This window comes from Pseudomonas sp. NY15435 (assembly GCF_048068295.1).
Lineage (GTDB): Bacteria > Pseudomonadota > Gammaproteobacteria > Pseudomonadales > Pseudomonadaceae > Pseudomonas.
Genome location: NZ_JBLUQA010000017.1, coordinates 61721 through 74824 on the forward strand (window position 1 = coordinate 61721; position 13104 = coordinate 74824).

Consider the following 13104-nt stretch of genomic DNA (forward strand, 5'->3'; position numbering starts at 1 on the left):
TGCCAGGTGCGGTCCGCTCCTTTTTCCCTGCGCCTGCAGATGGCCGTTGCGTAGGAGCGGACTCTGTCCGCGATGGCCCCCAACGCGAGGCGGACCTATCGCGGTCGGAGTCCGCTCCTGGAACACGGGTTAGCTACCTGATCAGCGGACGCAGGGAAAAGGGAAGGAATCAATACAGCGCATTGGGCTGCACGATGCCGTGCTTCTTCATCTTCCGATACAGGGTCGACCGGGCAATGCCGAACTGCTGCGCCACCGCACTGATATTCCACTGCCGCTCGCGTAGTACCGCCAGAAGGTGGCGAGCTTCGTCGTCGTCCAGGCGGGCGGCGAGGGCGGTCGCGGTTACTGCCTGCGGCGCTTCGGCAGTGCAGACGGGAGCCGCCTGATGCAATTCCATCGGCAGGCAGTCCAGATCGATGCGGCCGTCTTCGGCGAGGGCGGCAGCGTAGCGCAGACAGTTCAGCAACTGGCGGATGTTGCCCGGCCAGGGATGGCCGCGCAGCCGCTCGCGCACCGCGCTGTCGAGGTGCAGGTCGCCGCCCAGGCCCGCCAGCAGGCTGTCGATCAGCGCCTCGCGGTCCGTGCGTTCGCGCAGCGCCGGCAGTTGCAGGGTCATGCCGGCGAGGCGGTAGAACAGGTCCTCGCGAAAGCCCTTGGCGCGGATCATCTCGGTCAGGTTCTGGTGGGTGGCCGAGACCACCTGCACGTCCAGCGGCACCGGTGCTTCGGCACCCAGCGGGAGGATTTCTCGCTCGGCCAGCACACGCAGCAGGCGCGTCTGCAGGTGCGCGGGCATGTCGCCGATCTCGTCGAGGAACAAGGTGCCGCCATTGGCCAGTTCCAGCTTGCCCTTCATGCCTTTCTTGCTGGCGCCGGTGAAGCTGCCGCCGCGATAACCGAAGAGTTCGCTCTCGATCAGGCTCTCCGGGATCGCCGCGCAGTTCAGCGCGACGAAGGGCCCGGCATGGCGCGCGCTGGCCTGGTGGATGGCGCGGGCGAAGGCTTCCTTACCGGTGCCGGTCTCGCCGGTGACCAGGATGGAGATGCCCTTGTCGAGCACCTTGCGCAGCTTGCGCACACCGTCCTGCAGGCGCGGGTCGGCGCCGGCGAGGCGAGTGAGATCGGGATGCTCCGGGCTGTGCCGCCCGCTGCGCGGCGGAGCCTGGCGGCGCGGCGGGCTGGCCGGCGTACGCAGGCCCACATCCACCAACGCGTGATCGGCCAATGTGCGCAGACGAATACCGCGCGCGCCGCCCTTGCTCAGCTCAAGCAACTGGTCGACGTCCGCCTCCAGCAACTGCTCGATGCGGCTGCCCAGCAGTTCGCCCCGGCAGGCAGCGAAGGCGGCATGGTTGGCGCCGATCACCCGGCCCTGTTCATCGAGGGCAATGAGCTGTTCGTTGGCCAGGTCCGACACCTCGTCGCGAGCCTTCACGGAGAGGGTCAGGCGGTCGCGGTAGCGTTGGCGGAAGCTGGCGTTCTCGATCAGCCGGGCATACAGGATGACCAGCTGCAAGGTCAGGTACTGCGCGTCCTTGGGCCCGTCGTTGTACAGGCAGGTGGCGTTCAGGCAGCCGCGCAGGCGGTGCTGGGCATCGAAGATCGGCGCCACCGAGCAGCTCAGGCGGAAATTGCTCACCAGGAAGTGCTCCTGGCGGTGAATGGTCAGCGCCTCGCCAGCGGCCAGGGCGGTGCCGATGCCGTTGGTGCCGGCGATGGATTCGTCCCAGCGCGCGCCGACGATCAGCCCGGCCTGGGTGTAGCGGTCGCGCTCGCTGGGCAGGCGCGCATCGAGGGTGATGCCGCGTTCATCGCTGAGCAGCACCGCGAAGCCCGCCGGCAGCACGCGCCGGGCAAGGCCGGTGACGCCCTGGCTGGCAATCGCCAGGTAGTCCTGGTGCAGGCCCTGGTGCTCGCGGATTTCTCCGGCGGTGAGGATGTGTTTTTCCGCCCGCGCCCGCGGGTCGAGACGGTGCTCCATCACGCTGCGGTACCAGGAGCGCGCGATGGCACCCTCGGGCTGGATGTCACGTTCACCGAAGTGATCGGCGATGAAGGCGGCAAGGTCGTTCGGGCAGTTTTCCAGGGATTGCGGGTGCATGGTCACTCCCGGCGGCCGTCAGCTTCGCTGCGGCGCGTTGTTGTTTTTAGAAACCAGTGCGTCGTAGGACCGGTCCTAGGAATGGCTAGTCTAGACCGGTGGGTCACGGGCGACGAGTGCCCGAGCAAGGCCTGTGCCGAAACACGCCGCGCGGGGCGCCAAGCCCCACGCCAGAAGGCTCGCCGCCGGAAGGCGCGGGTGCAACCGGGCAACGGCTGTCGCAGCGATGGGACAGTTGTAGCGGTGGGGCGCGACAGCTGTCGCGGGCCCACTACCAAATCAGGGGGGAATCTCCTTCGAAAGTATCATTCGGAGTGCCTGACCCTGGTGTTTAACTCGACCTGCCGGTCCTGCCGGCGCCTTCCAACAAGAATGAGGACAGACCCATGTGGACCAAGCCTAGCTTCACCGACCTGCGCCTTGGCTTCGAAGTGACCCTGTACTTCGCCAACCGCTGATCCACTGCGCCCCGGTCCGCCGGGGCCCCTGCCCACGGGGCACTATCATGCACATCCGAATTCTCGGGTCGGCCGCCGGTGGCGGCTTTCCCCAGTGGAACTGCAATTGCCGCAACTGCCGTGGTGTACGCGACGGCAGCGTGATCGCGCAGCCACGCACGCAATCCTCCATCGCCCTGTCCGACGACGGCGAAAACTGGATTCTCTGCAACGCCTCACCTGACATCCGTGCCCAGCTGGCGTCCTTCCCGGCGCTGCAGCCGGCGCGGCGCCTGCGCGATTCGGCGATCGCCGCCATCGTCCTGCTGGACAGCCAGATCGATCACACTACCGGCCTGCTCAGCCTGCGCGAGGGGTGCCCGCACGAGGTCTGGTGCACCGAGATGGTCCACCAGGACCTTTCCACCGGCTTTCCGCTGTTCCCCATGCTGTCGCACTGGAACGGTGGGCTGAAGCACAGGCTCATCGAACTGGACGCCGAGCCCTTCATCATCCCGGCCTGCCCGGGTCTTCGGTTCACCGCCATCGCCCTGCGCAGCAGCGCACCGCCGTATTCACCGCACCGCGGCAACCCGCATCCGGGAGACAACATCGGCCTGTTCATCGAGGACCTGGAGAGCGGCGGCAAGCTGTTCTACGCCCCCGGCCTCGGCCAGGTGGATGACGTCTTGCTGGACTGGATGCGCCGCGCCGACTGCCTGCTGGTGGACGGCACGCTCTGGCGTGACGACGAGATGCGCGTCTGCGAGGTGGGCGACAAGCTCGGCAGCGAGATGGGCCACCTGGCCCAGAGTGGCCCCGGCGGCATGATCGAGGTGCTCGACGGCATCGATGGGCCGCGCAAGGTGCTCATCCACATCAACAACACCAATCCCATCCTCGACATCGCCTCGCCCGAACGCGCCGAACTCGACGCGCGCGGCATCGAGGTGGCGTTCGACGGCATGGGCATATTCCTTTAAGAGCTCTCTTTCCAGAAGGAGCCTCGCAATGACCCGCGAAGCCATGAGCCCCGCCGAATTCGAACAGGCACTGCGCGCCAAGGGTGCCTGCTACCACATCTTCCATCCCTATCATGTCGCCATGTACGAAGGCCGCGCGAGCCGCGAGCAGATTCAGGGCTGGGTGGCCAACCGCTTCTACTACCAGCTGAACATTCCGCTGAAAGACGCGGCAATTCTCGCCAACTGCCCGGACCGCGAGGTGCGCCGCGAATGGTTGCAGCGCATCCTCGACCACGATGGAGCTCCGGGCGAGGAGGGCGGCATCGAGGCCTGGCTGCGGTTGGCCGAGTCCGTGGGGCTGGACCGCGAGCAGGTACTGTCCCAGGAGTTGGTCCTGCCCGGCGTGCGGTTCGCCGTGGACGCGTACGTCAACTTTGCCCGCCGCGCCAGCTGGCAGGAAGCGGCCAGCAGTTCGCTGACCGAACTGTTCGCCCCGCAGATTCACCAGTCACGCCTGGACAGCTGGCCGCAGCATTACCCATGGATCGAAGCCAGCGGCTACGACTATTTCCGCAAGCGCCTGTCCCAGGCGCGCCGCGATGTCGAGCACGGCCTGCGCATCACTCTGGAGCACTACCGCACCCGCGAGGCCCAGGAGCGCATGCTGGAAATCCTGCAATTCAAGCTCGATGTGCTCTGGAGCATGCTCGACGCGATGAGCATGGCCTATGAACTGGAGCGCCCGCCGTACCATACGGTGACGGCCGAGCGCGTCTGGCACAGGGGGTTGCTGTGATGAGTCTGCCTTCGCTGGACAGCGTACCGGCGCTGCGCCGGGGGTTCCGTCTGCAGTTCGAACCGGCCCAGGGTTGCCATGTACTGCTCTATCCTGAAGGGATGGTGAAACTCAACGACAGCGCCGGGGCGATCCTCGGCCGCGTCGATGGCCTGCGCGATGTCGCTGGCATCATCGACGGCCTGCGTGCCGATTTCCCCGGTGTGCCGGGCATCGACGAAGACATCCTGGCATTCCTCGAGGTGGCCCATGCTCAATTCTGGATCGAGCTGCGCTGAGGCGCCGGTGGGCCCGCCGCTCTGGTTGCTGGCGGAGCTGACCTACCGTTGTCCGCTGCAGTGCCCGTACTGCTCCAACCCGCTGGATTTCGCCAAGGGCGGCGAGGAGCTTTCCACCTCGCAGTGGATCGAGGTGTTCCGCCAGGCCCGCGAGATGGGCGCCGCACAGTTGGGCTTCTCCGGCGGTGAGCCGCTGGTGCGCCAGGACCTCGCCGAGCTGATCGCCGCCGCGCGGGGGCTGGGCTTCTACACCAACCTGATCACCTCCGGCATCGGCCTCAGCGAGAAGCGCCTGAAGGAGTTTGCCGACGCAGGTCTGGACCACATCCAGATCAGCTTCCAGGCCGCCGACGAGGAGGTGAACAACCTGCTCGCCGGCTCGCGCAAGGCCTTCGCCCAGAAGCTCGTCATGGCCCGCGCGGTGAAGGCCCACGGCTACCCGATGGTGCTGAACTTCGTCACCCACCGGCACAACATCGACAGCATCGATCGCATCATCGAGCTGTGCATCGAGCTGGAGGCGGATTTCGTCGAACTTGCCACCTGCCAGTTCTATGGCTGGGCCGAGCTGAACCGTGCCGGCCTGCTGCCGACCCGCGAGCAGTTGCAGCGCGCCGAACGCATCACCGCCGAGTATCGCGAGCGCCTGGCCGCCGAAGGCAACCCGTGCAAGCTGATCTTCGTCGTGCCCGATTACTACGAGGAACGCCCCAAGGCCTGCATGGGCGGCTGGGGTAGCGTGTTCCTCGACGTCACCCCGGACGGCACTGCACTGCCGTGCCACAGCGCGCGGCAACTGCCGGTGAAGTTCCCCAACGTGCGCGAGCACAGCCTGCAACACATCTGGTACGAGTCCTTCGGCTTCAACCGCTTCCGTGGCGACGCCTGGATGCCCGAGCCGTGCCGCTCGTGCGATGAGAAGGCGCGCGATTTCGGCGGTTGTCGCTGCCAGGCCTTCATGCTCACCGGCGATGCCGAGGCGACCGACCCGGTGTGCGCCAAGTCGGCCCACCACGGGATCATCCTCGACGCCCGCCGCGAAGCGGAAACGGCGGCGGCACCGCTCAGCGCACTGACCCTGCGCAACGAACGGGCCTCGCAACTGATCTGCAAGGCCTGAGCATGCAGTGCAGCGACTGGAGCGCCGAGCGCGCGGTAGCCGCCGCGGGGGATTTTGCCGAGCTGCACGTGGCCCACGGCGGGCTGCTCTGGGCGGCATTCGACCCTGCCAGCGCGCGTTGTCGGTTGTTCCTTCGGCGTGAGGGCCAGAGCGTCGAGCTGACACCGCCCGGCGCGTCGGTACGCAGTCGTGTCTACGAATACGGCGGCGGCTCCTGCTGCACCACCGCCGATGGCGTGGCCTGGGTGGAAGAGGATGACCAGCAGGTGCACTGGTTGCGCCTGGGTGGCGCGCCCCGACCTATCACCCATCGCGATGACTGCCGCTATGGCGACCTGCACTTCGTCCCCGCGTGGAATGCGCTGCTGGCGGTGGAGGAGGAGAACGGCAGCGGCGCGGTGGTCCACCGTATCGTTCGCCTGGACGCCGATGGGCGGCGCCGGGTGATTGCCTCAGGTGCGGATTTCTATGCCTCGCCGGTGGCCGATGGCAGTGGCGAGCGCATCGTCTGGGTGGAGTGGGATCGCCCACATCAACCGTGGACGCGCACGCGCCTGTGCGAGTCCTTTGCCGGAGAAGAACGTTGCCTGGCCGGCCAGGCTTGCCACGAATCCATCCAGCAGCCGCGGTTTGCCGAGGATGGTCGGCTGCATTGGCTGAGCGACCGTGGTGGCTACTGGCAACCGTGTCGCGAAGGTCATGGCGCTGTGCAGGTAGCGGCGGCGGACCACGCCGGCGCACCCTGGCAGTTGGGTGGGCGGACCTTCCTGCCGTTGCCGGGCGGCAAGTTGCTGGCGACTCGCAATGTCGAGGGCTACGGCCTGCTGGTGCTTTACGACGAGCGTGGCAGGGAGCAGCGCCTCGCACCGGAGTACAGCCGCTTCCGCTCGCTGGCCGCGGATGAGCGCCACTTCTATTGCATCGCCGCCGCGCCGGACCGGCTGCCAGCGCTGCTGGCGATTCGCCGGGTGGACGGTTCAGTCCAGGTACTGGGCGGAGGCGAGCGACCATTGCCCGAGACTGAGTTGTCCCGCGGCGAGGCTTTCCGTTACCCGGTGGGCGTGGACGAGTGCGGGCACGGATTCTTCTATCCGCCCCACGCTACCGACCAGGCTGCGCCACTGGTGGTATTCCTGCATGGCGGCCCGACGTCGGCCAGCTATCCGGTGTTCGACGGGCGCATCCAGTTCTGGACTCGTCGTGGCTTTGCCGTCGCCGATATCAACTATCGGGGCAGCAGCGGGTACGGCCGCGCTTACCGCGAGCGCCTGCGCCTGGGCTGGGGCCAGATCGAAGTGGAGGACATCGGCGCAGCCCTGGACTATCTCGCCAGGGCTGGGCGCATCGATCGCCAGCGGGTGTTCGTGCGTGGCGCCAGTGCTGGCGGCTACAGCGCCCTGATGGCCCTGGCACGGCTGCCTGGCTTGCGCGGCGGCGCCAGCCTCTATGGGGTCAGCGACCCGCAGGCGCTTGCACGGGTCACCCACAAGTTCGAGGCGGATTACCTGGACTGGCTGATCGGCGACCCGCAACAGGACGCCGAGCGTTACCGGGAACGCACCCCCGTGCTGCTGGCCGAGCACATCCGCGTGCCGATGATCTTCTTCCAGGGCGAGCTGGATGCCGTGGTGGTGCCGGCGCAGACCGACGCCATGGTCGACAGCCTGCGCCAGCGTGGCGTGCCGGTGGAGGTGCACCGATACGCCGGGGAGCGCCATGGGTTTCGACAGGCCGCCAATCTGGCTCATGCGCTGGAAGCCGAATGGCGCTTTTATCAGGCGCTTCTGGCGGGCTGATGTCTGGGTGAGACCTGGCGAAGCCAGCTGTCAGAACCGTCTGCCAAGGTCGCATTGCAATACCTGACGGATACAGTAGGCTGCCGGAAATATCCCATAACAATAACGACAGAGCCCCCGATGTCCCACGAGCTCAGCCAGCTGCGCAAATTCGTCTCGCCAGAGATCATTTTCGGTGCCGGATGCCGGCACAATGTCGCCAATTACGTGAAAACCTTCGGCGCCCGCAAGGTCCTGGTCGTGTCGGACCCCGGTGTAGTCGCTGCCGGCTGGGTTGCCGATATCGAAGCCAGCCTGGCCGCCCAGGACATTCCCTTCTGCCGCTATACCGATGTGTCGCCCAACCCGCGCGTGGAAGAAGTCATGCGCGGCGCCGATGTCTACCGCAGCGAGGGCTGCAATGTGATAGTCGCAGTCGGCGGCGGTAGCCCGATGGATTGCGCCAAGGGCATCGGCATCGTTGCCGCCCATGGCCGCAACATTCTCGAATTCGAAGGCGTGGACACCCTGCGCGTGCCCAGCCCGCCGTTGATCCTGATTCCCACCACCGCCGGTACTTCGGCGGACGTCTCGCAGTTCGTGATCATCTCCAACCAGGACGAGCGGATGAAGTTCTCCATCGTCAGCAAGGCAGTGGTGCCCGATGTGTCGCTGATCGACCCGGAAACCACCCTGACCATGGACCCGTTCCTCTCCGCCTGCACCGGCATCGACGCCCTGGTGCACGCCATCGAAGCCTTCGTTTCCACCGGCCACGGCCCGCTTACCGACCCTCACGCGCTGGAAGCCATGCGGCTGATCAACGGCAACCTGGTGCAGATGATCGCCAATCCGGCGGACATCGCCCTGCGCGAGAAGATCATGCTGGGCAGCATGCAGGCGGGGCTGGCGTTCTCCAACGCGATCCTCGGCGCGGTGCACGCCATGTCCCACAGCCTGGGCGGTTACCTCGACCTGCCACACGGACTGTGCAATGCGGTGCTGGTCGAGCACGTAGTGGCCTTCAACTACAGCGCCGCGCCGGAACGCTTCAAGGTGATCGCCGAGACCTTCGGCATCGACTGCCGCGGCATGAGCCATGCGCAGATCCGCCAGCGCCTGGTGGAACACCTGATCGCCCTGAAGAACGCCGTGGGCTTCCATGAAAGCCTCGGCTTGCATGGCGTGGGCAGTTCCGACATTCCCTTCCTGTCGCGCCACGCCATGCAGGACCCATGCATCCTCACCAACCCTCGCGAGTCCAGCCAGCGGGATGTCGAGGTGGTGTATGGCGAGGCCCTCTGACGAGCAGCAACAACAGGCCCTCGCCGGGTTGCTCGGGCTGGGCAGCCACTCCGCGCGCAAGAGCCATTACCCCGAGTTGGTGGCCCGGCTGGACGAGCTGGAAGCCGAGCGCAATCGCTACAAATGGCTGTTCGAACACGCCGTCCACGGCATCTTCCAGGCCAGCCTGAGCCAGGGCCTGCGCGCCGCCAACCCGGCGCTGGCGCGGATGCTCGGCTATGACGATCCGCAGCAGGTGCTGTGGAACCTGCAGGACATGGCCAGCCAGCTGTTCGTCGGCGGCGAGGCCGAGATGCGCCGCATTCGAGGGTTGCTGCAGGAAGGCGGCGGTCTGTTCGGCTACGAGACGCGGCTGCGGCGTCGCGATGGCAGCCACGTCATCGTGCTGATGAACCTGCTGATGAAGCCGGGCGAAGATAGCCTGGACAAGGAAGGCCTGGTTGAAGGCTTCGTTGCCGACATCACCGAGCGCGTCCAGGCCCAGCAGCGCCTGCAGAGCCTCAATGAACAACTGGAACAACGCGTCGCCGAGCGCACCCGCGAACTGGAGGGCCTCAACCAGCAGCTGCGCGAGGCGCGCGATGCGGCCGAAGCTGCCAATAACAGCAAGGACAAGTACCTCGCGGCCGCCAGCCACGACCTGCTGCAACCGCTGAACGCGGCGCGGCTGCTGGTTTCCACCCTGCGCGAGCGCAAGTTGCCGGGCACCGAGCAGGTGCTCGTCGAGCGTACACACCAGGCTTTGGAAGGCGCCGAGGACCTGCTCACGGACCTGCTGGAAATTGCCCGCCTGGACCAGAGCGCGATCCGCCCGGACCTGGACGTACACCCGCTCGACGAACTGCTCGGTCCGCTGGTTTCAGAGTTCGACGAAGTGGCCCGCGCGGCCGGGCTGGGCCTGCGCAAGCGGATTCCCGCGCTGGCCGTGCGGACCGATCACCGCCTGCTGTCGCGAATCCTGCGCAACTTCCTCAGCAACGCCTGCCGCTACACCGAGCGCGGCAGCGTGATGCTCGCGGCGCGCCGGCGCGGGGAGAGCGTGCGCCTGGAGGTCTGGGACACCGGGCGGGGGATTCCGGCGGACCAGCTGGAAGCCATTTTCCTCGAATTCAACCAGCTGGATGCCGGCCGCGCAGCGGATCGCCGGGGTGTCGGGCTGGGGCTGGCGATCGTCGATCGCATCGCCGGCATTCTCGGTTGCCGGGTACAGGTCCGTTCTGTGCCGGGGCGCGGTTCGGTGTTCGCCATCGAAGTGCCGCTGGTGCGCGAACTGCCGCAACCCGGGTTGGTCGACAGCGGCCCGCGCCCGGTGACCGGCGACCCGCTGCCGGGTCGGCGCCTGCTGGTGATCGACAACGAGGAGGCGATCCTCGCCAGCATGGCGGCGCTACTCGGGCAATGGGGCTGCGAAGTGCTGGTGGCGACCAGCTATGAGGAAGCGCTGAAGGCGCTGGATGGCAAGGCGCCGGAAGTGATCCTGGCCGACTACCACCTCGACCACGGCCAAACCGGTTGCGAGGCGGTACGGGGGCTGCGGGAGTATTTCCGGCGTGAGTTGCCGGCCGTGATGATCACAGCCGATCGCAGCGACGATTGCCGTCGCGCGCTACAGCGGCTGGGCATGCCGCTGCTGAACAAGCCGGTTAAGCCAGGCAAGTTGCGGGCCGTGTTGAGCCTGCTGCTCAGTCACTGACCCGCCCGATCAGGCGTTCTTGCGGCCGAGCATGCCGTTGACCTTGTCGCGCAAGGCATCAATGGAGAAGGGCTTGGCGATCATCGACATGCGCGTGGCCAGCTCGCTGCCGTCGATCTGGACGATTTCGGCGAAGCCGGTGGCGAACAGGATCGGCAGCTCCGGCCGGGCTTCTCGCGCGGCGGCGGCCAGCTCCTCGCCATTCATGCCCGGCAGGCCGACGTCAGTGAGCAGCAGGTCGATGGCGGTGTCACCCTGCAGGATCGGCAGCGCCTCTTCGGCATCCTCGGCCTGCATCACCTGGTAGCCGATTTCTTCCAGCACTTCCACGGTGAGCATGCGCACCAGGTCGTTGTCTTCGACCACCAGCACGCAGAGCTGCTGGTTGGCGGTTTCGGCAGGCATTGCGGGGATCTCGGGAATATCGACCACTGTGGAGCCTCTCGGGAAATAGAGTGTGACGCAGGTGCCCTGGCCGGGCTCGCTGCGCAGGCGGATGTGCCCGCCGGATTGTTTGATGAAGCCGTAGACCATCGACAGGCCGAGCCCGCTGTTGGCGCCGATGCCCTTGGTGGTGAAGAAGGGATCGAAGACGTGGGACAGCGTCTGCTCGCTCATGCCCACGCCATCATCCTCGACCATCAGGACCAGGTAATCGCCGGCCGGCAGGTCGCTGTCGCCGCCGGCGATTGCCTGCTGGCGCAGGCTGATCCCCAGGTTGCCGCCGCCCAGCATGGCGTCGCGGGCGTTGTCGACCAGGTGGAGCATCGACTTGTGCAGTTGATCGCGATCAGTGACGACGGTTTCGGTGCACTCGGTGGTCAGCGTCAGCCGGACACCACTACCGGCGCGCTGGCTCAGTTCCGCCTGCCAATCCTGCAGCTGCACATCGAGTGCCACGGGATGCAGCGCCAGTGCCTGGCGGCGGGCGAAGGCCAGCAGGTTATGGGTCAGTTCGGCGGCGCGTTCGGTGGCCTGGGTGGCGGCATGCAGGATGTGGTTCAGCTCCGGCTGGGCGTTGGCCGGCGCGCGGCGGGTGATCAGGTCGAGGCTGAAGCGGATGCTCGCCAGCAGGTTGTTGAAGTCGTGGGCGATGCCGCCGGTGAGCTGGCCGACGGCTTCCATGCGCTGGGCATTGGCGAGGGCGGATTGCGCCTGTTCCAGCAGCTCGGCGGCGCGGCGCTGTTCGGTGACATTGCGGCCGCAGCCGTAGATCAGGCCGTTGTCTTCGCTGGCATGCCAGGAAATCCATCGGTAGCTGCCGTCGGCGTGGCGCATGCGGTTCTCGAAGTGCTGCAGGCGCTCGCCGCGGGCAAGGGTGGCGCGGGTGGCGACGCTGGGTGCGAGGTCGTCCGGGTGAACGAGCTCTTCGCTATTGCGGCCTGTGAGCTGGTCCTCGCTCCAGCCCAGGAGGCTGCTCCAGGCGGGGTTCACGCTGCGCAGCTTGCCCTGGTGATCGAGCACGCACAGCAGGTCCTGGCTCATGGCCCAGACGCGGTCGCGTTCCTGGGTGCGCTGGCGCACTTCTTCCTGTACGGCTTCCTTGAGCCGACGTTCCTCGGCGCGGTGGGTGGCGGCGGCCAGTGCATGGCCGAGCAGGGCGGCCAGTTCGTTGAAGAAGGCTGCGTAACTCTCGTCCAGGCGCCGACGGGGGCTGATGCCAAAGACCACGAGGCTGTCGCTGTGTCCATGCAGTGGGGTGGCGTAGGTGCTGTCGAGCACTTCCGGCCAGGGCTCGAAGGCGCGCATGTACTGGCTGCCCAGGGGCGACTGGTGCGCTTGCTGGAGGCCATTGAAGAGGTGCAGAGGGTCGTCGTCCTGGCTCAGTCGTGGCGGAGCGAAGCGGTCGCTGGGGTCGGTGCCGCAGGCGCCGAGCAGGGTGCCGCCCTGGTACAGCAGGCAGAAGGGCACGTCGTGGTTGGCTTCGGCCAGCAGGGCAAGTGCATCGATGCAGATCTGTGCACTGTCATCGGCCTGGCCGAGGCGTTCCGCCAGTCGGGTGAGCAGGCGCTGGCGGCGCTGGCCGATGACGTTGTTGGTGGTTTCCACGGCGGTGTTGAACAGTCCGACGGGTTTGCCGTCCTGGCCGAAGATCGGGCTGACGTTGTAGGTGAAATAGGCTTCCTCGACGTAGCCGTAGCGCACCATGGGCAGCAGGCGGTCTTCCTCGTGGGCGGCCACGCCGGTCTGCAGGATGCCGTTGTACATCGGGTCGAGGATGGACCAGATGTCCGACCAGGCCACGCGCGCCGGTTGGCCCAGGCAGGCGGGATGCTTGTCGCCGGGGATGGCGCTCCAGGCGTCGTTGTACAACAGGACGAATTCGGGCCCCCAGTAGATGCACACGGGCAGGCGCGAGTTGAGGCCGACTTCGAGGATGCCGCGCAGGGTGGCGGGCCACTGCTCCATCGGGCCGAGCGGGGTGGTCGCCCAGTCGTGCTGGCGTATCAGCGGCGCCATGGCGCTACTGCTGTTGAGGAAGTCGCCGGCAAGCGGCGTGGGCGACGTGGGGGTTTCCCCCGGAGAGCTTGGCATCGAGCGGACCCTGCGTCTGATCCTTCGTACAGTGTTGTTCAACAATTCCCTATCAGGCGTTGGAAACGCCCGACGGAGGAAAATTCCACTTTTTTA

10 protein-coding genes are annotated in these 13104 nt (G+C 66.7%); 8 read left to right on the forward strand and 2 right to left on the reverse strand.

The annotated features are described in order from the left end of the window. Positions 1-169: 169 nt before the first annotated feature. On the reverse strand, positions 170-2104 hold the full coding sequence (locus tag ACNFH5_RS28125; RefSeq protein ID WP_416751814.1) for a sigma-54-dependent Fis family transcriptional regulator: 1935 nt from the start codon (positions 2102-2104) through the stop codon (positions 170-172). Between the two features lie 386 nt (positions 2105-2490). On the opposite strand from ACNFH5_RS28125, the gene pqqA reads away from it, so the two are divergent. From pqqA to ACNFH5_RS28165, 8 genes are all read left to right on the forward strand, one after another. Further along, the gene (gene pqqA, locus ACNFH5_RS28130) at positions 2491-2562 is read left to right on the forward strand and encodes a pyrroloquinoline quinone precursor peptide PqqA (protein ID WP_003106462.1); all 72 of its coding nucleotides are present in this window, start codon (positions 2491-2493) and stop codon (positions 2560-2562) included. A gap of 47 nt (positions 2563-2609) precedes the next feature. Then, positions 2610-3524 carry a pyrroloquinoline quinone biosynthesis protein PqqB gene (gene pqqB, locus ACNFH5_RS28135; protein ID WP_416751816.1) on the forward strand — a complete coding sequence of 305 codons (915 nt, stop codon included), beginning with the start codon at positions 2610-2612 and terminating at the stop codon, positions 3522-3524. Positions 3525-3552: 28 nt separating this feature from the next. After that, positions 3553-4302: a pyrroloquinoline-quinone synthase PqqC gene (pqqC, locus tag ACNFH5_RS28140; RefSeq protein ID WP_416751818.1), complete on the forward strand. Its 750-nt coding sequence runs from the start codon at positions 3553-3555 to the stop codon at positions 4300-4302. Continuing rightward, positions 4302-4580 (forward strand): pyrroloquinoline quinone biosynthesis peptide chaperone PqqD, encoded by a 279-nt coding sequence (pqqD, locus tag ACNFH5_RS28145; RefSeq protein ID WP_416751820.1) that lies wholly within the window; start codon positions 4302-4304, stop codon positions 4578-4580. The genes pqqC and pqqD overlap by 1 nt, the downstream gene beginning before the upstream one ends. Continuing rightward, positions 4552-5700, forward strand: coding sequence for a pyrroloquinoline quinone biosynthesis protein PqqE (pqqE, locus tag ACNFH5_RS28150; protein WP_416751822.1), 1149 nt, complete (start codon positions 4552-4554; stop codon positions 5698-5700). The genes pqqD and pqqE overlap by 29 nt, the downstream gene beginning before the upstream one ends. Positions 5701-5702: 2 nt before the next feature. Then, positions 5703-7496: an alpha/beta hydrolase family protein gene (locus tag ACNFH5_RS28155; RefSeq protein WP_416751824.1), complete on the forward strand. Its 1794-nt coding sequence runs from the start codon at positions 5703-5705 to the stop codon at positions 7494-7496. A 120-nt stretch (positions 7497-7616) separates the two neighbouring features. Beyond that, on the forward strand, positions 7617-8780 hold the full coding sequence (gene ercA / locus ACNFH5_RS28160) for an alcohol dehydrogenase-like regulatory protein ErcA (RefSeq protein ID WP_416751826.1): 1164 nt from the start codon (positions 7617-7619) through the stop codon (positions 8778-8780). Beyond that, entirely contained in the window at positions 8764-10473 is a 1710-nt protein-coding gene (locus ACNFH5_RS28165) for a NahK/ErcS family hybrid sensor histidine kinase/response regulator (protein ID WP_416751828.1), read from the forward strand. The genes ercA and ACNFH5_RS28165 overlap by 17 nt, the downstream gene beginning before the upstream one ends. Positions 10474-10482: 9 nt before the next feature. Here the strand turns inward: ACNFH5_RS28165 and ACNFH5_RS28170 are convergent, their stop codons facing one another. Then, positions 10483-13008 carry an ATP-binding protein gene (locus ACNFH5_RS28170; protein WP_416751830.1) on the reverse strand — a complete coding sequence of 842 codons (2526 nt, stop codon included), beginning with the start codon at positions 13006-13008 and terminating at the stop codon, positions 10483-10485. Between the last annotated feature and the right edge of the window lie 96 nt (positions 13009-13104).